This is a genomic window from Polaromonas potterensis (genome assembly GCF_033446725.1).
GTDB lineage: Bacteria > Pseudomonadota > Gammaproteobacteria > Burkholderiales > Burkholderiaceae_C > Polaromonas.
On record NZ_JAWQLX010000013.1, the window covers coordinates 91,724 to 112,393 of the forward strand.

A 20,670-nucleotide genomic window follows, 5' to 3' on the forward strand; every position below is an offset into this window, starting at 1 on the left:
GCGGCGATATACCCAAGGAATACCCATGATCAGAGACCCCGAAACCATGACCGCCTTGCTGGATACCGTGAACCGCTTCGTGCGCGAACGCCTGGTGCCGGCCGAGAAGGAGGTCGAGGAAACCGACCAGATCCCGTCGGCCATCGTGCAGGAGATGAAAGCCATGGGCTTGTTCGGCCTGACCGTGCCCGAAGAATACGGCGGCTTTGCGCTGACCATGGAAGAAGAGGCGCAGGTGATCATGGCGCTGGGCAAAACCTCGCCGTCCTTCCGGTCGCTGATAGGCACCTCGGTTGGCATCGGCTCGCAAGGCATTGTGTTTGACGGCACGCCCGAGCAAAAAGCCAAATACCTGCCCAAACTCGCCACCGGCGAACTGATCGCCTCGTTTGCGCTGACCGAGCCCGATGCCGGCTCGGACGCCGCGTCGCTGCGCACCACGGCGATTCGCGGTACGGACGCTGACGGCGAGCACTACATCGTCAACGGCACCAAGCGTTACATCACCAATGCGCCGCAGGCCGGCATCTTCACCTTGATGGCACGTACCGACCCGACCAACAAGGGCGCGGGCGGGGTCTCGGCCTTTATCGTCGAGGCCGGCACGCCGGGTTTGTCGATTGGCAAGATCGACAAGAAGATGGGCCAGCGCGGCGCCCATATCGCCGACGTGATTTTCGAGAACTGCCGGGTCCCGGCCAGCCAGCTGCTGGGCGGCCAGGAAGGCCAAGGTTTCAAGACCGCGATGAAGGTGCTGGAAAAAGGTCGCATCCACATTGCCGCCCTGTGTGTTGGCGTGGCCGAGCGCATGCTGCAAGACGCCTTGAACTACGCCATAGAACGCAAGCAGTTTGGCCAGGCGATTGCCGGCTTCCAGCTGGTGCAAGCCATGCTGGCCGACAGCCAGGCCGAGTTATACGCGGCGCGCTGCATGGTGCTGGACGCCGCGCGCAGGCGCGACGAGGGCCTCAACGTCTCGACCGAGGCCTCGTGTTGCAAGCTGTTTGCCTCGGAGATGTGCGGCCGCGTGGCGGATCGGGCGGTGCAGATTTTTGGCGGCGCCGGTTACCTCAGCGAATACAGCATCGAGCGCTTTTACCGCGACGTGCGTATCTTCCGCCTGTACGAGGGCACCAGTCAGATCCAGCAAATCGTGATTGCCCGCAACATGGTGCGGGACGCCACGGCATGACAAGCGGCGTCACCGGCTGGTTGAGTCGGGTGGCCGTGCGCCGCCGTTAGTTGAGGGTGGGACTGGCCTGAGTCCAGACCACCGTGCAGAGCAGAGACAAAAAACAATTCACCCACCATCCCTTGAGGAGACAAGCCATGCACAGCCTTTCTATTTCGACCCGCCTTTCCCGCCGACGCCTGATGGCGGGTTTGCTCGCCAGCGCGGCGCTGGTGGCGGCACCGGCCGGTGCCCAGACCGGCCAGCCGCTGCGCCTGATTGTGGGTTACGCCGCCGGCGGGCCGGTTGATGCGGCCGCCCGGCTGTTTGCGCCAGCGTTTTCCAGGGAGCTGGGCATGCCGGTGATTGTGGAAAACCGCCCCGGCGCCAGCGGGGTCATGGCCGGCCACTCGGTGGTCAAAGCGCCGGCGGACGGGCTGCAGGTGTTTTTCGCCGCCAGCCCGACCATGACCATCAGCCCGCACATCCTGAAGTCCATGTCTTTCAATCCGGCCAAGGACCTCAGCCCGATTGCCCCCATCCTCAGTTATTCGAACGTGCTGGTGGTCGGCAAGGAGCAGCCCTTCAAAAACGTCAAGGAGTTGCTGGCCTACGCCAAAGCCAACCCCGGCAAGCTGACCTATGGCTCGGCCGGCGTGGGCGCTTCCAACCACCTCAGCGGCGAGTTGTTTGCCAAACGCACTGGTACCACGTTCAACCACATTCCCTACAAAGGCAATGCCCCGGCCATGACCGACGTGATAGGTGGGCAGTTGCACATGATGTTCGACATTGTGGGCAGCGCCCGCAACTACATCGCCTCGGGCCGGGTGCGTGCGCTGGCCGTGACCTCGAGCGAACGCAATGCCTCTCTGCCCGAGGTGCCCAGCATGCGTGAAGAAGGGGTGGCCGACTACGAGGTCGGTGGCTGGTACGGCCTCTACGGTCCGGCCGGCTTGCCCGCCGCCATCGTGGCTCGCTACAACGAGGCGACCCGCAAGGCGCTGGCTCAGGAGGAGTTGCGCAGCAAGCTGGTCGAGCAGGGTTACGAGTTGTGGCTGGGCTCGCCGAAAACGCTGTCCGACCGGGCCGCCAAGGAACTCGCCATGTGGGGCAGCGTGACCAAGGGGATCCAGGTCGAGTGAGCAAGCCCTGACGATTTACCTCCTGTTTCGCTTAACGGTTCACCCGACTGTCATCCCGGACCCCGGATCAAGTCCGGGGCAGGCTCTGATCCGGGATCCATGGATTGCGGGGCTAATCCGCAATGACAGCCTTGAATTTTCTCCAGAGACATTGCATGACTGACCAACGTATCCACTCGCTGTTTGACCAGCGCCTGAAGGAATCGCCGGACCGGCCTTTCCTGCTTTTGCCGGACATGAGCATGAGTTACGCCGACTTGGGTGCCTGGGTGGCGCTGCTGGCGCAGGAGTTGCGCGATGACGGTGTGTTGCCCGGCGATCGGGTCATGGTGGTGGCTGAAAACTGCCCCGAACATGTGGCCCTGATCCTGGCCTGCAGCCGCGTCGGGGCCTGGTCCTGCGGCGTCAATGCGCGCATGTCGGCCGGCGAAATCAAGGCCTTTGTCGACAAAGCCGATCCCCGCGTGACCTATTTCACCCAGGGCGTGTCGGAGGCCGCGCAGCAACACGCGGAGCGCGCAGACGCCCGGCCCTCGGTTCTCGCGGCCTTGCAGCGCTGCCCGGTGCGTGCCATGGCCAGCGCCGAACAGGGCGAGTTGGCGTCCACTGTGGCCGCGGTGATTTTCACGTCCGGCACCACGGGTGCACCCAAAGGTGTGTTGGTCAGCCATGCCGGGTTGCTGCAGTTTGCGCGTGTGTCGGCAGCCTCGCGGGCACTGGGGCCGGACGACCTGTCGTATGCCTATTTGCCGATGACCCACATCTTTGGTCTGGCCACCGTGCTGATGGCCTCGCTGCATGCCGGCGCCGGCCTGGTGATGCGCAGCCGCTTCGATCCGGCAGACCTGTTCCATGCACTCGCCCACCTGGGGGTTTCCAACCTGCAGGGGCCGCCCGCGATGTTTACGCGCCTGCTGGCCTGGCTGGACGAAACCGGTGTTGACAAGCCGCATTGCCCCGACCTGCGTTATGTTTACACCGGCGCCGCGCCGCTGGACATGGCGCTCAAACAGGCGGTGGAGTCCCGCTTTGGGCAGCCCTTACACCACGGCTACGGCCTGTCCGAATATGCCGGCGCCTTGTGCCTGACCCCGCGTGGCGTGGCGCGCCAGGACACCGCGGCGGGTTACCTGGTGGACGGCGCCGAACTGCGTATCGTCGACAGCAGCGGCGCCGATGCCCCGGCGGGTGAACGCGGCGAGATCTGGATGCGCGGCGTCGGTCTGATGCCCGGTTACCTCGGCGATGACGCCGCCACCGCCCAGGTGATGCGCCCCGGCGGCTGGTACGCCAGCGGCGACCTGGGTTATCTGGCAGCCGACGGCGCCTTGTTTGTCGTGGGCCGGCTCAAGGAAATGATTATCCGTTCCGGCTTCAATGTGTACCCCGGCGAGGTGGAAGCCGTGCTCAACCGCTTTGCCGGCATCCAGCGCAGCGCCGTCGTCGGGCGGCGCGAGTCCGACGGCAACGAGGAAATATTGGCGTTTGTTGAACTTGTGCCCGATGCGGCGCTCGACATGGCAGCGCTAGATGCCTTCATTCGGGAGAACCTGGCACCCTACAAACGCCCGGCGCAGGTGCTGCCCATCGCGTCGCTGCCCATGACCCACAGCGGCAAGGTGCTCAAACGCAGCCTGCTGGAACTGTATCCGCAGCCCTAAGCTTCATTTTTCATGAAGCCTTGCTCTCAAATTTGCAGATTGCATTGACAAGCATCTCGCGCGACGATCACACACCATGAATACAGACATTCGAACCCTGGACGCCGCCACGCTGGCCCATCTGCAAAGCTGGGTCGGCAAGACCGAGACCCTGAACGATGACATCACCGCTGCGCCTGTGCGTGCCTTGTCGGCCACGCTGGACCGCGACGATACCGATCCGGTGCCCGGCACGGCGCTGCCGGCCTTGTGGCACTGGCTGTACTTTTTGCCGCACCAGCGTCAGTCCGAGATCGGCCCCGACGGCCATGCCAAACGTGGTGGCTTTTTGCCGCCCGTGCCGCTGCCGCGCCGTATGTGGGCGGGCGGTCGCCTGCAATGGCATCAGCCGGTGTTACAGGTTGGTGACGCGGTCAAACGTATATCTCGCATTGAATCCGTGACCCACAAGGCCGGCCGTACCGGCGACCTGCTGTTTGTGCTGGTCAAACACGAGCTGCACAACGCCCAGGGCCTGGCGCTCAGCGAAGAACACGACATCGTCTACCGTGCCAACCCGCAGCCCGGTGATCCGGTGCCGGCGCCACAAGCTGCCGCGCAGGGCGCGGCGTGGACACGTGACATCGTGCCCGATGACGTGTTGCTGTTTCGCTATTCCGCGCTGACTTTCAACGGCCACCGCATTCACTACGACCGGCGTTACGTCACCGAAGTCGAGGCTTACCCCGGCCTCATCGTGCATGGCCCGTTGATCGCCACCTTGCTGCTGGACTTGCTGCGCAAAAACTTGCCCCAAGCCCGCTTGTCGAATTTCCAGTTTCGCGCGGTGCGGCCGGTGTTTGACATCGCGCCTTTCAAGCTTCACGGCACACCGTCGCCCGATGGAAAAACCGTCCAGCTCTGGACCGAAGACCACGAAGGCTGGCTAACCATGCAAGCCACGGCCACGCTGGCCTGATTTCTTTCTCTTAAAAAATACCCATGAAAACCCAGATCCCCACCCCCGACGCCTACCAGGACATGCGTGAAGCCTTGCGCGGCATGTTGGCCGGTTTTGATTCCGCCTACTGGCAAAAAGTCGACCACGAGCGTGGTTACCCCGAAGCCTTTGTCAACGCCCTGACCGAAGCCGGCTGGCTGGCCGCGCTGATTCCCGCCGAGTACGGCGGCTCCGGCCTGGGCCTGGCTGAAGCCTCGGTGATCATGGAAGAGATCAACTTCGCCGGTGGCAACGCCGGCGCCTGCCACGGCCAGATGTACAACATGGGCACCTTGCTGCGCCATGGCTCGGACGCACAGAAAAAACTGTACCTGCCCAAGATCGCGACCGGCGAGTTGCGCCTGCAGTCCATGGCCGTGACCGAGCCGACCACCGGCACCGACACCACGCAGCTCAAGACCACCGCCGTGAAAAAGGGCGACAAGTATGTGGTTAACGGCCAGAAGGTCTGGATCTCGCGCATCCAGCATTCCGACCTGATGATTCTGCTGGCCCGCACCACACCGCTGGCCGAGGTCAAGAAGAAGTCTGAAGGCATGTCGATTTTTATCGTCAACCTGAAAGACGCGATTGGCCAGGGCATGGCGGTGCAGCCGATTGCCAACATGGTGAACCACGAAACGAATGAAGTCTTTTTCGACAACCTGGAAATCCCCGCGGAGAACCTGATCGGCGAGGAAGGCAAGGGCTTCAAGTACATCCTCGATGGCCTGAACGCCGAGCGCACCTTGATCGCTGCCGAATGTATAGGCGACGCCTACTGGTTTGTCGACAAGGCGCGGCGTTACGCCAGCGAACGTGTGGTGTTCAACCGCCCCATCGGCCAGAACCAGGGTGTGCAGTTCCCCATGGCCGACGCCTACATCGAAACCGAAGCCGCCAACCTGATGCGTTTCAAAGCCTGCGAGTTGTTCGACGCTGGAAAGCCTTGCGGCGCCGAAGCCAACATGGCCAAGTACCTGGCCGCCAAGGCTTCGTGGGAGGCGGCGAATATGTGTCTGCAAACGCATGGCGGATTTGGTTTTGCCTGTGAATACGACGTGGAACGCAAGTTTCGGGAAACCCGGCTTTACCAGGTGGCGCCGATTTCTACGAATTTGATTTATTCGTATGTGGCGGAGCATTTGCTTGGGTTGCCGAGGTCGTTCTGAACGGATGCGCTGAAGAGATGAACCCTTCTTGCATCCCTGCTGTTTTGGTTTTGCAACTGGCCGGGGGTTGCCCGGCGGCAACTCACTTTCTTTTGCTTCGCCAAAAGAAAGTAAGCAAAGAAAAGGCGACCCCACTGTCTGCGTCCCTACGCTGCGCTGCGGGCAACCTGCGGTGCTCGGTCCAGCCGGGGTCTAGCTCGAACTCGCCTTCGGCTCAGACAATCGCGAGCCCTGATCCGTCTGGCCCTGCGCTCCTCGGCGCATACAGAAGGGGTGGGGGCGTGGGAGCGCAATCAGGTTCGGGCTCCGGCCATGGCGCGCGCTGCGCGTCATGGCCTCCCCGCATCCGGTTTTCCCCGCAGAGCCCGTTTGGCCGGACCGAGGAGCACAGCCAAAAGCGGATCAGGGCGAGCGATTGTCTGAGCGCAGCGAGTTCGAGCTCGACCCCGCTTTTGGCGCGCACCGCAGGTTGCCCGCAGCGAAGCGCAGGGATCCGGCCAGTCGGGTCGCCTTTCTTTTCCTTAGGTTTCTTTGGCGAAGCAAAGAAAAGTAAGTCGCCCGCCGGGGCGAGACCCGGCTTGCAGGCAAACCACCATCAATCCGTCAACGCATCAGCCATGGCGATCAGTGCCCGAATGGATACCCCATGACCCAACAAACAAGACCCCTCGACGGCATCACCGTCATCTCTCTAGAGCATGCGATCGCCGCGCCGTTCTGCACCCGTCAACTCGCCGACCTGGGTGCCCGCGTCATCAAGGTCGAACGCCCTGGCGCCGGTGACTTTGCGCGGGCCTATGACCAGCGGGTCGATGGCATGGCTTCGCATTTTGTCTGGGTCAACCGTTCCAAGGAAAGTTTGACGCTGGATCTGAAGCAGCCGGCGGCGCTGGCGGTGCTCAAGCAGTTGTTAAGCACGGCCGATGTGCTGGTGCAAAACCTCGCGCCCGGTGCGTCGGCGCGTATGGGCCTGGGGTTTGAGGAACTGAGCGCGGTCAACCCCAAGTTGATTGTTTGCGACATTTCGGGTTACGGCGAAGACGGTCCTTACCGCGACAAAAAAGCCTATGACTTGCTGATCCAGAGCGAAGCCGGCTTTTTGTCGGTGACCGGCACACCGGAAGAGCCCTGCAAGTCGGGCAACTCGATGGCTGACATTGCCGCAGGCATGTACGCCTACACCAGCATTCTTGCGGCGCTGTTGCAGCGCGACAAAGTCAGTGGGACCGGCAAGGGTTCACACATCGACGTGTCCATGCTCGAATCGCTGGCCGAGTGGATGGGTTACCCCATGTATTACGCCTATGAGGGTGCGCCGCCGCCGCCGCGCAGCGCGGCCTCGCACGCGACGATTTACCCCTATGGCCCGTTTGTGGCTGGTGACGGCGGCACCGTCATGCTGGGGCTGCAAAACGAGCGCGAGTGGAAGGTGTTTTGTGAGCTTGTGTTGCAGGACGCGGCGCTGGCCACGGACTCACGTTTTGACAGCAACTCCAGGCGCAATGAACACCGCGAGGCGCTCAAAGCCATCATCCTTGCAGCCTTTGCGACCATGAGCACCGCCCAGGTCAGCGCCAAACTCGACGAGGCGCAAATTGCCAACGCGCGCATGAACAGCATGGCCGAGCTCTGGGCGCATCCGCAACTTCAGGCGCGTGATCGCTGGCGCCAGGTGGCCACGCCTGTCGGTGACATTCCCGCCTTGCTGCCGCCAGGCCGTGTCAGCAGCTTTGACTACCGCATGGACGCCATCCCCGCCGTCGGCCAGCACACCGACGCCATCCTGCGTGAGCTGGGGCAGGGCGACGCGGGTATTGCCGCGCTGCAGCAGGCGGGCGCTATCTAATTAATAGCTATTTACGCCCATCCTTCCTGGGCTAGAGCCTGATTTATTCAATAATTTCTTAGATTCAAAATGACCACCAGCCCTACCGCCCAACTCGCCGCCTTTGCCGCCAACCTGACCTTCGACGCCATTCCAATCCCCGTCATACGCAAGACCGAAGACCTGCTGGTGGACTGGTTCGGCTCGGCCATTGCCGGCAAGGGCTCACGCCCGGTGGAAACCATCACGCGTTTTGCCGCCAGCATGGGACCGGCCAGCGGCGGCGCCGAGATGTTGATCAACCGCAGCCAGAGCAGCGCCTATTTCGCCGCGATGGCGAATGCGGCGGCTTCGCACGTGGCCGAGCAGGATGATGTGCACAACGGCTCGGTGTTTCACCCGGCCACGGTGGTGTTTCCGGCCGCGCTGGCCATGGCGCAAACCCTGGGCAGCAGCGGCCAGCAGTTGTTGACGGCGGCGGTGGTGGGTTACGAAGTTGGCATCCGTGTCGGCGAGTTTCTGGGCCGCTCGCATTACAAGGTGTTTCACACCACGGGCACCGCCGGCACCCTGGCGGCCGCGGCCGCGGCGGGCAGCCTGCTGGGGCTGAACGCTGCGCAGATGCAACATGCCTTGGGTTCGGCCGGCACGCAGTCGGCCGGTTTGTGGGAGTTTTTGCGCACGGCCGCTGACTCCAAGCAGTTGCACACCGCCCATGCGGCGGCGGCGGGTTTGATGTCGGCTTATCTGGCGAAGGACGGTTTCACCGGCGCCGCGCAAATCCTCGAAGGCCCGCAAGGCATGGCCGCCGGCATGTCCAGCGATGCCGACCCGGCCAAACTGACCGATGGTTTGGGCACACGCTGGGCCACGATTGAGACCTCTTTCAAATATCACGCCTCCTGCCGCCACACGCACCCGGCGGCTGACGCGCTGCTGCAGGTGATGCAGGCCCATGACCTCAAGCCGGCCGACCTGGCGCGGGTGGTCACGCATGTGCACCAGGGCGCGATCGATGTGTTGGGCCCGGTCGTCAACCCGGCCACGGTGCACCAGAGCAAGTTCTCCATGGGCACGGTGCTAGGCCTGGTTGCACGCTTTGGCCACGCGGGCCTGGTGGAGTTCGACCAGCATTTCCAGGAAGAACTCACGGTCGCGCTGCGTGAAAAAGTCGAGATGGTGCTGGACGCGGAAGTGGACGCGGCTTACCCGCGCCGCTGGATAGGCAAGGTCACCGTCACCACCACCGATGGTCGTGTGTTGCAGGGCCGGGTGGACGAGCCCAAGGGCGACCCCGGCAATACGCTGAGTCGCGAAGAAATCACCGCCAAGGCGCAGCGGCTGGCGGCCTTCAGCCAGGGCGCGACCGAAGCCGAGATGGCACGCGCCCTTGATGGTTTGTGGGCCATCGCACAGAGCGCCAAGGTCGGGAGTCTGCTGGAGAGCCGTGCATGAGTGCCATCCGCCTGGCGCGCTCCTTTCTCTTTGTGCCGGCCAATCGCCCCGAGCGCTACGCCAAGGCGCTGGCCTCGGGCGCAGACGCCGTGATCATCGACCTGGAAGATGCCGTGGCGCCCGCGGCCAAGCCGGCGGCGCGCACATCGCTGGCCCAAGGTTTCGCCAGCCTGTCGGCCGCTGACCGAACACGTGTGCTGGTGCGTATCAACGCCGAAGGCACACCCGGGCATGAGGATGACTTGCAACTGCTGGCGACTCTCGCTGAAGGCGGGCTGGCCGGCGTGGTCTTGCCCAAGGTGGAGTCGGCCACCGAGATCAAGCGCGTGGCGGTCTGCGTCGGCAACAACTGCGCGCTGCTGCCCATGCTGGAGTCGGCCGCTGGCCTGGCTGCGCTGGATGAATTGGCCGGCAGCGCGGGTGTGAGCCGGCTGGTGTTTGGCAACCTCGATTTTCAGGCGGATTTAGGCATGGCCTGCGGGCCAGACGAAACCGAGTTGCAGCCGGTGCGCCTGGCCCTGGTGCTGGCCTCGCGCCGCGCCGGCCTGGTCGCACCTGTGGATGGTGTCACGCCCGGCACCGGTGATCTGGCGCAGTTGCAGCGGGATGCCGAGCGCAGCCGGCGCGGCGGCTTTGGCGCCAAGCTGTGTATTCACCCGGCCCAGGTGGCTGCGGTGCATGCGGCCTTTGCCCCGTCGCCTGAGCAGGTCGAGTGGGCACACCGTGTGGTGGCAGGTTTCGAGGTCGCACAGGGCGGCGTGTTCGGTGTCGACGGACGCATGGTTGATGCGCCTGTGGTCAAGCTGGCCAAGCAGATGCTGCAGCACGCCAGCGGCTTGTCCAAAGCGTGAGCGCAAGCCAAGCGTGCGCCCGAGCGCAGATAGTTCAGCAGTCATCCTATGAAAGGAACGAGATGAAGGAATTCGAGACCTGGTTTCAAGGCCAGTCAGACCAGTACGTGAAAGACCTGGAGACCCTGGTCAACATCGACTCCGGCAGTCGGCACCAGGAGGGCGTGCGCCAGGTGTTCGCCTGGCTGGAGGCATTTTTCAAACAGCGCAATATCCCGTGTGAGCGGCACCACCACGGCGAGACCTGGGTGGCCCTGTCGGCAGCTGTGGGCGAGGCTGCAGCGCGCGAGAAAAACATTCTGCTGCTCGGCCATTGCGACACCGTGTTTCCTGCGGGCGAGGCCGTGCGCCGGCCGTTCAAAATCAAGGACGGTATCGGTTATGGCCCCGGCGTGGTTGATATGAAGGCGGGCGTGCTGATGAACGCCTACCTGCTACATGCCTGGCAACTGATGGGGCGTCAGGACATGGCGCTGACCTGCCTGTTCACGTCGGACGAGGAAATCGCTTCGCCGCGCAGCGCCGAGGCGGTGGCCGCTTTTTCCACCCGCAGTGCCTATGTCTTTAATTCGGAGCCCGGGCGCCCGAACGGTAACGTGGTGATCGGGCGCCGGGGCGGCGTGTTCTTTGGCCTCGAGATCCAGGGCAAGGCGGCGCACGCCGGCAATAACTTTTATGAAGGCATCAGCGCCATTTCTTCGCTGGCAGACAAGATCCGCAAGATCGATCAACTGACCTCACGCGAGGACGACGTCACGGTGAGCGTTGGCTTGATCCGCGGCGGGGTGTCGGTCAACACGGTGGCGCCGCATGCCAGTGCGGAGATTGATTTGCGCGTGCCCGACATGGCGCAGCGCGACCGCTACTACGCATTGATCGGTGACATCTGCCGCGATAACCCGAGTGGCGAAACCTCATCGCTGACCATCAAGGGGGAGTTCAAGTCCTTTGTACAGAGTGACGCCTCCAAGAGGCTGGCCGAAATCTATTTGGCCACCTCGGTCAAGCAAGGCCTGATGGTGCAGGGCCAATTCACAGGCGGTTGCTCCGACGCTGGAATTGCCTCAACCTGCGGCGCGGCCGTGATCTGCGCGGTCGGCCCCAGCGGCGGCGGCTACCACACCGAAGACGAATACGTCGACCTGGGCAGCGTGGCGCCCAAGGCCAGCATTTTGTTCAACACCATGAAGCAATTGGGATAAAGCATGAAGTCGATTTTTACAAGGTTTTTGGCCGTTTCTCTGGCACTGGGCTGCGGCCTGAACGCGACGGCGCAGAGCATGAACACCGAGCGAATCATCGTTCCTTACCCCGCCGGTGGCCCCAGCGACGCGACGGGGCGCACCTTTGCCAATGCGCTGGGTGACGCCGGCAGCCGTTTCATCGTCGAGAACGTGAGTGGCGCCACCGGCCTGGTTGCGGTGAACAAGTTTCTGGCCAACCCGAAGGGCCAGGTGTTCCAGGGCTCGCAGAACGAGGTCGTGTTGCCCGTACTCCTTAACCCAGCGGCCAAGTTCAAGTCTGAAGACTTTCTGCCGGTGCAATACGTGACCAAGACGCATTTGGTCATTGCCACGCGCAAGAACCTGGGGGTGAAGACGCTGGACGACTTCTTCGCCTTGGCCAAGAAGCGCGAGGCTGATCCGCTGTCGTATGGCTCGGTCGGCGTGGGTTCGCTTTACCACATCGTTGGCGAATACCTGGCCCGTACCAAGCAGATCAAGTTCAACCACATTCCGTACAAGGGATCGGCGCCAGCGCTGCAGGACTTGCTGGGCGGGCAGATCGACTTTTCCATCATTCCGTATCAGACCTCGCTGGACGAGATGCGGGACAAGGGCATGTTGAACATCATTGCAGTGTTCTCGAAGGACGTGCCGGACACGCTGGCAGGGGTGGAGCCGGTGACCCGTCACAAGGGCCTGGAGAACTTCGAATTCGCCAGCTTCACGGGTTTCTACCTCAAGAGCAACGCCTCCGAAGCCGACATCGCCAAGTACCACACGCTGTTTTCCAAGGCCGTGGCCAGCGACAAGGTCAAGAGCGCGCTGTCGGCTGATGGCAGAACCGTCATGCTGCCTATGTCCGTCAAGGACGCGGGCGATACCTACCGCACGGAAGTCGCGAAGTACACCAAGATGTTGAATGAGTTGAAGGACATCAAGTTCAACTGATGTGGGCGCGCAGCACACTCTGGCTTTGCAGGCTTCGGCCTGACGCAAAGCCGGGGTATTTCTCGATGGCAGAGCGGCGACGGCCGCTGTATATTTTTAAAACAATCACAAGGAGACAAGCATGAAATTCAAATTCAAAACCCTGCTGCTGGCGTGCGCCGCAGCCACCACCCTGGGCGCGGGCACACAGGCGCACAGCCAGGCCGCTTTTCCGGATAAACCAGTGTCCATGGTGGTGCCTTTTGCCGCCGGTGGCCCGACCGACGTGGTCGCCCGCATGATTGCCATTCCCATGGGCAAGGCGCTGGGCCAGACTGTGCTGGTCGAAAACACCGTCGGTGCCGGTGGCACGATTGCCTCGGCCCGCGTCGCGCGCGCCACGCCCAACGGCTACACCATCCTGATTCACCACATGGGCATGGCCACCGCGCCTGCGCTGTACCGCAAGCTCAGCTTTGACCCGCTGAAGGACTTTGAATACATCGGCCAGGTCGTCGATGTGCCCATGACCATGCTGGCGCGCAAGGATTTTCCGGCTGCCAACTTTGCCGAGCTGCAGACCTACCTCAAGACCAACGGCAGCAAGGTGTCGCTGGCCAACGCTGGGCTGGGCGCGGTGTCACACCTGTGCGGCCTGCTTTTCATGAGCCAACTGGGTGTGGAACTCAACACCATTCCCTACAAAGGCACAGGTCCGGCCATGAACGACTTGCTGGGCGGCCAAGTGGATCTGCTGTGTGACCAGACCACACAAACCGTGCCGCTGATCAAGGACGGTCGCGTCAAGGTCTACGGTGTGACCTCGCTGAACAGACTCTCCGCCTTGCCCAATGTGCCCACGCTGAATGAGCAAGGCCTCAAGGGTTTTGAAGTCAAGGTCTGGCACGGCATGTACGCCCCCAAAGGTACACCCGCGCCCGTGCTCGAAAAACTCAACGCCGCCCTGCGCACCGCCATGCAAGACCCCATGGTCAAGCAGCGCCTGGCCGAGCTGAGCTCTGACGTTCCACCGATGGACAAAATTTCCGCCGCCGGCTTGAAGACACATCTGGAAGCCGAGATCAACAAATGGGGCCCGGTCATCAAGAAAGCCGGCATTTACGCGGATTGAGGCTTTTCTTAAGGAAAAAAGGCCTGCAGCCCTTTGGTGATGGGCGCAAGCAGCTATTGATTTAATAGCGATTCAAAACCCCGGTGTCTCAAGCAGGCATCGGGGTTTTTGGCGTGAAGTCGCAGTATGGCGCCACCGCGCATTGCCAACACATCGGCTTGCGCGCCACACACACATACCGCCCGTGCAGGATCAGCCAGTGGTGCGCGTCCACCAGGTACTCGGGCGGAATACGTTTGAGCAGTTTTTTCTCCACCTCCAGCGGTGTTTTGCCTGGCGCCAGGCCGGTGCGGTTGCCCATGCGAAAGATGTGCGTGTCCACCGCCATCGTGGCTTCGCCAAAAGCCGAGTTGAGCACCACGTTGGCGGTCTTGCGGCCCACGCCGGGCAGGGCCTCCAGCGCCTCGCGGCTGCGCGGCACCTGGCCGCCGTGCAGGTCCACCAGCATGCGGCAGGTTTGCATCAGGTGTTTGGCCTTGCTGTGGTACAGGCCAATGGTCTTGATGTAACTCTCCAGGCCGTCCAGGCCCAGGTCCAGAATCGCCTGCGGCGTGTTGGCCACCGGAAACAGCTTGCGCGTGGCCTTGTTCACGCCCACGTCGGTGGCCTGCGCCGACAGCAACACGGCGGTCAGCAGTTCAAACACGCTGGTGTATTCCAGCTCGGTCACCGGCATCGGGTTGGCGGCTTTCAGGGTGGCAAAAAACGAGGCAATGTCGGCAGTTTTCATGCCGCAACTTTAACCACAATCGCGGGCCGGTTTCAAAGCCGTCAACAGGCGCTCAGGCTGGCTTAGACTTGGGGATCGTTTGTCTTTTGTAGCTAACCAACGTACTCCACCTATGCAAGCTCCGTCCCTGCCATTTGCCGACCGCCTCAACAACGTCGAAACCTCCGCCATCCGTGAACTGTTCAAGCTGCTGGGCAAGCCCGGCATCATCAGTTTTGCCGGCGGTTTTCCGGACAGTGCCATGTTTGACGTGGACGGCATTCAGGCCGCCGTCAACCAGGCGCTGACGGAAGAGCCCGGCGCCGCGCTGCAATACGGCGCCACCGAAGGCTACGGCCCGCTGCGCGAACAACTCGCCGCCTTCATGGGCACCAAGGGTGTGGACGTGGCGCCCGACGGTCTGATCGTCACCACCGGCAGCCAGCAGGCGCTGGACCTGCTCGGCAAAACCATGATTGGCCCCGGCGACAAGGTGATTGTCGAAGGCCCGACCTTCCTGGCCACCATCCAGTGTTTCCGCCTCTACGGCGCAGAACTCATCAGCGCGCCCATTGACGCCAACGGCGTCAAGACCGACGAGCTGGAAAAACTGATCGCCGAGCACAAGCCCAAGTTTGTCTATTTGATTCCCACCTTCGGCAACCCCAGCGGCGCCATGCTGAGCCTGGAGCGCCGCAAAAAAGTGCTGGCGCTGGCTGTCAAGTACCAGACCCTGATCGTCGAAGACGACCCCTATGGCGACCTGTATTTCAACGCCGCGCCTCCGCCTTCCATCCTGTCACTGAGCAAAGACGTGCCCGGCAGCCGCGAACTGATCGCCCACTGCGGCAGCATGAGCAAGGTGCTGAGCCCCGGCCTGCGCGTGGGCTGGATGATTGGCCCCGCCGAGCTGCTGGCCAAAGCCACGATGTGCAAACAGTTCAGCGACGCGCACACCAGCACCTTCGCCCAGGCCACTGCCGCGCAGTACCTCAAAGCCGGCCGCATGCCCGCCACCCTGGCCCGCGTTCGCAAGGTCTACGGCGAACGCGCCACCGCCATGGGCAATGCGCTCAAGCGTGAACTGGGCGACGCGGTGGAGTTCACGCAGCCCGAAGGCGGTCTGTTCTTCTGGGTACGACTCACGGGCGCCAACGGCAAGCTGCAAGACGCCAGCGAGTTGGCCAAGCGCGCCATCGAGCAGGGCGTGGCCTTTGTGCCGGGCGCGCCGTTTTATGCCGAGAAGCCGGATGTGGCGACTTTCCGCCTGAGTTTTGCGACGGCGGATGTGGCGAAGATTGAAGAAGGTGTGGGGCGGTTGGGGAAGGCGATTTAACTGGTCGGTAGCGCAAATCAGTTTTTTTCTACTTCGATTTCAATATCTTCAGTTGTCGCGCAAACAGCGAGCCAAGTATGAAGTTGCTGGGGGTGTCCAAAATGACAGGCAAGGATATGAATGTTTGATGCACCAAAAAATAGAGAGATTACTCAGGGGACAATATTTTCCTGTGCACATAGTGAAAACTACAATTGTTTGGACGTTCTAGGTCTCGTAATCACTGCTCGTTGTGACGTCGCGCGCGATAAAACTCCTGTGTTTAATTACGTGCCAGTAGTGTCGCTTAATGAATGGCTCTTCGTTGATGGGGCCGCTATTGCATTGGATCGCGTCGAGGCAGACTGCATAAATACGCTTAAAAGCTTACTGAAAGCAACGCAGCTTTCGGATTCTTTGCTTAGAACTCATGAGCCTCAAGCTATTTACGACGTGCATTTCCTTCCCAAAGCGGCAGAAAGAAATTTTAAGACAACATGCGACAAGTTCCTTGCAGCGGTGGCTAGGTTGGTTGAGACTCGAAACTTAATGGAAAATCAATTGGACAGAGAACGTTTCCGAACTTTGCTTGGCAGTAGCGAGGCTCTTGTCGATGGCCTATTGAAGGAACTAGCTAGCCACCGTTTAAGTGGCTACTACCTTCTTCGCGACTTGGAAACTTTCGCAGGGCAAAAGGGAAATTACGTTGCCCTGCTACGGGAGGTGCATCACATTCCCAGTGCCGTCGCGCGTCAGATCGCAGTTGGAGTTGAAGCGAGCGATTGGGATATTAAGACTGGAATTTGCCCTAAATTTCTGAATCAAGACGATATCGCGCTTCCTGTTGCTAAGCTTCGTTCTCCATGGATTGAGCATCTAATGCAGAATTTTTCGATGCTGTTTTCACGTATTGGTGTAACGGACAACAATTTCGATGAAATCAAAAAGTCTGTTTCCTCTTTAAATTGGTGAAGTCATGAAATTTTTGTACATAGATCAAGGCGCTGCCCGTGAACTGATTTCGGAAAGACGACTGCAATCTGCGGAGTTTGAGTTTGGTCGGCTTTTCGTGTCGTTTGTAAAGGGTGAGATCCCGTCACTCCGAATCGCTAAGGATGTCGCTGCCACCGAACACGCAAATGGAGGATATGTCGTAAAGGAAAAAAATAGAAGTTTTAACTTCATTGTCTACGACCTCGAAGAGAACAGCAATTTTTTGCAATTGGACTCGAACGGAATTCTTCTGGTGTTGCAGAAGACTCTTCGATTTGCAATAAAGCTCTGGGACGGATTAAAGCCAAGCGTTAACGAACGAATTCTTAGCAATAACAAGGCCGTTGTATTCCCGTATCCCATCGGGATGCAAACAGAACTTCGGGTCGCCTTTGATCGCAACCCGGATCCCAAGAGGAAAAAAGAAGGTGCACAAGGTTCACCAATACTCGCCTACAAATTTTCAGATACAGAGGGCGGCGGCGTTGACGAAGTCGCAAAATACACTAACTTTCGAAAAGCTAGTGAGAATCGGGACGACGCTTGCCGACGCGTCGAAAGTTTTCTGCAGCAAGCAAAGACTGAAGGATCCAAAATAGGTCTATCTTTGGCGGTTACTGAGTTGGCGAGTCAGGAAATGCCGAAGCCAGCTTTTCACGTTGGACTTGACGGATGGCTGGAGTCACTGACAACCGCACAAAACGAGTTCGTCACACGTGAACTTGATGTCCCACATCGTATTGAGGGACCTGCAGGAACAGGCAAAACTTTGTCGTTGGTTCTCAAGTGTCTTTATTCACTTAAAGTCGCGAAAGAGGCCGATCGCGAATACCGGACTCTTTTTGTTGCGCATAGCGAAGCGACTAAGCGAGTCATTGAAAATCTTCTTCTCACTCATGGACAAGACGATTTTTTGCAGGCTACGGGAGATGTGCTGAATAGCGGACAGTATGTGAGAGTAACTACGTTGCAGGCGCTGTGTGCTGATTTGCTGCACCAAGAAATCTCGGAGTCTGAGCTGGTCGATAGGGATGCATATGAGTCAAAGTTGGTTCAGGACTTGTATGCTGGTGAGGCAATAGAAAAGGTAATGGCGGGAGAATTTGCTTCGCATAAGGCGTTTCTTTCTCCGTCATTTCAGGAATTTCTAGCGAACACTGATCGGTGGGTAGTCGCAGAGATGTTGCGACATGAGATCAGTGTCCAGATAAAAGGTCGGGCAGATCAAGATTTGACGAAGTACAAAAAACTTCGGCGGCTAAAAGTAGGCCTGCCAATCGAAAACGAAGGTGATCACGCATTTGTTTTTCTCATGTATGAGCGTTATCAAAGTGAGCTTGTTGGCGCTGGAGTATTTGATACCGACGACGTTGTGTTGAGTGCTATTTCACAGCTGAACACTCCGATTTGGCGCAGGAGGCGCGTTAAGGAGGGTTATGACAACATCTTTATTGATGAAACTCACCTTTTTAATTTGAATGAACTTTCAGTATTTCACCGGCTTACTCGTCAAGAATCTCGTCAGCCGATTGCCTACTCAGTCGATAGATCGCAGGCTCTAGGTGACCGGGGGTGGACAAACGAGGCATTTGAGTTCGCGTTTAGTCCATCTGCGGCACTGAAAGAATCGGCCCCAACTGCAGTCAACTCAATCTTCAGGTGCTCGCCTGATATCGTCAATCTGGCTTTCTCGGTCACGTCATCTGGGGCCACACTTTTCACAAACTTTCATAACCCACTGACGATGGCGATAAGCGCCTTCACTGCAGAGGAGGAGCGGAAGACCTCCCAGCCGGTATTGAGGCACTACACCTCTGATGAGGGCATGCTTGTTGACGCATTTCATCGGGCTGAAATTCTGTCTAAAGATATGGGCGTGGCGAAGGCGGATGTCGTCATCATCGCTTTTGCTGATGATCTCTTTAGAGAGCTGCAAGCGCGTGCACGAGCTCAAAATAAGCCGGTTGAAGTTGTGAAGAGTCGAGGAGATTTGGAGGCTGTGAATAGAGCTCGTGGATCAGGACGATTTGTCCTTACTGCGCCCGAGTATGTTGGTGGACTTGAGTTCGCTGGGGCTGTGCTGGTTGGGGTGGATGGTGGGCGCGTTCCTCAAAAAGGCGGTAGTTCATATGAGGAAAGCCAGAGTTTTTTGAGTTATGCATCGCATCAGCGCGTCTATGTGGCCCTCACCCGTGCGCGCTTTCGAGTCGAAATTCTTGGCGTCAAAGCCCGCGGCGTTAGCTCTCTACTTTTGAGTGCGGTCGATGCAAAATTGTTGGAGGTGGTGGATGTTTGAATTGGCCTTTTCCGGTCTAAATCAACATACCTGATTTGCAAAGTATGTCTGCTATGGTCAATTTGTTCTTTCAATGACGGTAGCATTTAGCCTAGCGCTGATGATGCATTTTCATCGGCTGCTGGCGCACGGATGTGTGATGCAGCGACGCTACTAAAAATATAGCTGCTAGCGCCGTTGCGGATAAACCATCTCCCCGCGCGCCAGCATCTGCGCAAACTCGGTAATTCGCCGGACGTGCGTTTCTGGCTTCTTGGCCGTCTGCAACCGAAACAGCATGGCATGCCAGCTCTACTCGTTCACATTAGCAAAGAACTCTGCCGCGCCGGGCGGGGCGTCAAAAGCCGCTTGCAGGTCGGCGGGAACTTCCGCCCGGCTGACAGGATCGTGGACCACGTTCCAACGCCCATCCTTACGTGCGCGTTCAATTCTCGCTAGGCCCGGTGACTGCGGGGTGAGCACGCATAAGTTGTATCTGCCCCTACTAGCCATACTAGCGACAGTCAGTGAGGGCCCGTCTGGAAAGCCTTCACGACATTCACCCCGTCCTGATCACCGAAATAAACTCCGTCCCGCTCTCCGGCAGCCAGACCTCGCCCGACCGGCCCAGTATCTGGCGGATGCTGGCGGCGGGGCGCGGCAGGGGGAGCACGTCGAACTTCTCTGTGCGCGGGTCGAAGCGCAGCATGACGTTGTGGCTCCATTCCGAGGCCCAGACCATGTCTTTGTCGTCCACGTACACGGCGTACACGTGCGGGTCGGCTCCTGGTGCTTTCCAGGTGCGCCAGCTGTTGGCGCCCGTGCCCAAGGCCGGGTCGTGTACCGAGAGGTTGCCACTGTTCCATTCTGACACCCAGATGCGGCCACGGCTGTCAGACCAGACGCGGCGCGCGCCCTGGCGCGGCGTGGGCGGTTCGACGATGCGCGAGTTGCCGGTCTTGCGGTCGATCTGCGCGATGAAGGAGCCGGCCAGCGAGCACCACCAGATATCGCCCTGGGGCGTGGCGCAGATGCCGTAGGGCCCGCGCCCGCGCGGTGACTCTTTCACGCTGACCACGCCACTGCGCGCGGCGACCTTGCCGACGTAGCCGTTTTGCCCGGTAAACCACAAGTCGCCGTCGCCATCAAAGGCGCAGGTGTTGAGGTTGGTATTGGGCGTGCCGGCGGGCAGGGGGAAGAGCTTGACCTCGCGCGCGGGCCAACTCACGCGCACGATGGCGTTTTGCCCGCCGTCGGTCAACCAGGCCGCACCGTCGGGCCCGGCAATGACGCCGTGCGGCGACGAGCCGTTGCCTAAAGCGATCAGTTCCGACTTGCCCGTGCCCGGGTCAAACCAGCCCAGGTGGCCGCTGCGTTGTGCCGAGAACCACACGCCGCCACCGGGCGCGGGCGCCAGGTCGTGTATGCCGGTGGTGCGCGGCGTGTTCCGCGGCCAGGATTGCAGGCGCGTGCTTGGCGCCTGCGTGCGTCCGGTGCGGGAGAAAAAAAAGGCGGCGGGCAGCGCCACCAGGGCGCTGCGCCGACTGAGGTGAAATGGATGGGCCGGCATGGCAATACCTCCTGCGCGTTCGATGTTGGCTTGCAGTACCCAGCCATTCTGGCGGCAAGGCGTGGCTCCATGCAAGGGCGCACGCGCTTGCCGTTTTGCGACAAGGGGAAATGACGCGACCCTATGATCAAGGCGCATTCGCGCTGTATCGATACACAGCCCTGGGCGGCATGAATGAGGCGACAAGCAACCTTGACACGCGCCGGCGTGAGGGGCACATTCGGGGCTTCCGTCCAGTCTGTTGGGATGGATGACCTACGACGA

17 protein-coding genes are annotated in these 20,670 nt (G+C 60.3%); 14 read left to right on the top strand and 3 right to left on the bottom strand.

Translation table 11 applies throughout. From position 1 onward, the window contains the following. Positions 1-25 precede the first annotated feature (25 nt). From R6254_RS20070 to R6254_RS20120, 11 genes are all read left to right on the top strand, one after another. Positions 26-1,192, top strand: coding sequence for an acyl-CoA dehydrogenase family protein (locus R6254_RS20070; protein ID WP_318409450.1), 1,167 nt, complete (start codon positions 26-28; stop codon positions 1,190-1,192). A gap of 137 nt (positions 1,193-1,329) precedes the next feature. Further along, positions 1,330-2,316 (top strand): Bug family tripartite tricarboxylate transporter substrate binding protein, encoded by a 987-nt coding sequence (locus R6254_RS20075; protein WP_318409451.1) that lies wholly within the window; start codon positions 1,330-1,332, stop codon positions 2,314-2,316. 155 nt (positions 2,317-2,471) lie between these two features. Beyond that, the gene (locus R6254_RS20080; RefSeq protein ID WP_318409452.1) at positions 2,472-3,977 is read left to right on the top strand and encodes a class I adenylate-forming enzyme family protein; all 1,506 of its coding nucleotides are present in this window, start codon (positions 2,472-2,474) and stop codon (positions 3,975-3,977) included. Positions 3,978-4,053: 76 nt separating this feature from the next. Next, positions 4,054-4,935: an HTD2 family dehydratase gene (locus R6254_RS20085; RefSeq protein ID WP_318409453.1), complete on the top strand. Its 882-nt coding sequence runs from the start codon at positions 4,054-4,056 to the stop codon at positions 4,933-4,935. Positions 4,936-4,958: 23 nt separating this feature from the next. Next, positions 4,959-6,128 carry an acyl-CoA dehydrogenase family protein gene (locus tag R6254_RS20090; protein ID WP_318409454.1) on the top strand — a complete coding sequence of 390 codons (1,170 nt, stop codon included), beginning with the start codon at positions 4,959-4,961 and terminating at the stop codon, positions 6,126-6,128. Between the two features lie 646 nt (positions 6,129-6,774). After that, on the top strand, positions 6,775-7,974 hold the full coding sequence (locus R6254_RS20095) for a CaiB/BaiF CoA transferase family protein (RefSeq protein WP_318409455.1): 1,200 nt from the start codon (positions 6,775-6,777) through the stop codon (positions 7,972-7,974). 69 nt (positions 7,975-8,043) lie between these two features. After that, positions 8,044-9,408, top strand: a complete 1,365-nt coding sequence (locus tag R6254_RS20100) for an MmgE/PrpD family protein (protein WP_318409456.1) — start codon at positions 8,044-8,046, stop codon at positions 9,406-9,408. Then, a complete protein-coding gene (locus R6254_RS20105) occupies positions 9,405-10,259 on the top strand; it encodes an HpcH/HpaI aldolase/citrate lyase family protein (protein ID WP_318409457.1) in 855 nt (284 codons plus the stop codon). The genes R6254_RS20100 and R6254_RS20105 overlap by 4 nt, the downstream gene beginning before the upstream one ends. 62 nt (positions 10,260-10,321) lie before the next feature. Next, on the top strand, positions 10,322-11,461 hold the full coding sequence (locus R6254_RS20110; RefSeq protein WP_318409458.1) for a M20 family metallopeptidase: 1,140 nt from the start codon (positions 10,322-10,324) through the stop codon (positions 11,459-11,461). A 3-nt stretch (positions 11,462-11,464) separates the two neighbouring features. Then, complete coding sequence (locus R6254_RS20115; protein WP_318409459.1) at positions 11,465-12,433, top strand: tripartite tricarboxylate transporter substrate binding protein; 969 nt, start codon at positions 11,465-11,467, stop codon at positions 12,431-12,433. A 121-nt stretch (positions 12,434-12,554) separates the two neighbouring features. Further along, on the top strand, positions 12,555-13,544 hold the full coding sequence (locus R6254_RS20120; protein WP_318409460.1) for a tripartite tricarboxylate transporter substrate binding protein BugD: 990 nt from the start codon (positions 12,555-12,557) through the stop codon (positions 13,542-13,544). Between the two features lie 88 nt (positions 13,545-13,632). Here R6254_RS20120 and nth read toward each other — a convergent pair whose 3' ends face one another. After that, a complete protein-coding gene (gene nth / locus R6254_RS20125; protein WP_318409461.1) occupies positions 13,633-14,274 on the bottom strand; it encodes an endonuclease III in 642 nt (213 codons plus the stop codon). Between the two features lie 127 nt (positions 14,275-14,401). Between nth and R6254_RS20130 the strand changes: the two genes are divergently transcribed. The 3 genes from R6254_RS20130 (at position 14,402) to R6254_RS20140 (ending at position 18,857) form a co-directional block, all read left to right on the top strand. Then, positions 14,402-15,589: an aminotransferase-like domain-containing protein gene (locus R6254_RS20130; protein WP_318409512.1), complete on the top strand. Its 1,188-nt coding sequence runs from the start codon at positions 14,402-14,404 to the stop codon at positions 15,587-15,589. A 120-nt stretch (positions 15,590-15,709) separates the two neighbouring features. After that, positions 15,710-16,540, top strand: a complete 831-nt coding sequence (locus tag R6254_RS20135) for a hypothetical protein (protein WP_318409462.1) — start codon at positions 15,710-15,712, stop codon at positions 16,538-16,540. A gap of 4 nt (positions 16,541-16,544) precedes the next feature. Continuing rightward, positions 16,545-18,857: a UvrD-helicase domain-containing protein gene (locus tag R6254_RS20140; RefSeq protein WP_318409463.1), complete on the top strand. Its 2,313-nt coding sequence runs from the start codon at positions 16,545-16,547 to the stop codon at positions 18,855-18,857. Between the two features lie 168 nt (positions 18,858-19,025). Here R6254_RS20140 and R6254_RS21985 read toward each other — a convergent pair whose 3' ends face one another. Together R6254_RS21985 and R6254_RS20145 are read right to left on the bottom strand one after the other, a co-directional pair. Continuing rightward, complete coding sequence (locus tag R6254_RS21985; RefSeq protein WP_412103201.1) at positions 19,026-19,136, bottom strand: YdeI/OmpD-associated family protein; 111 nt, start codon at positions 19,134-19,136, stop codon at positions 19,026-19,028. Between the two features lie 259 nt (positions 19,137-19,395). After that, on the bottom strand, positions 19,396-20,406 hold the full coding sequence (locus R6254_RS20145; RefSeq protein WP_318409464.1) for a Vgb family protein: 1,011 nt from the start codon (positions 20,404-20,406) through the stop codon (positions 19,396-19,398). Positions 20,407-20,670: the final 264 nt, after the last annotated feature.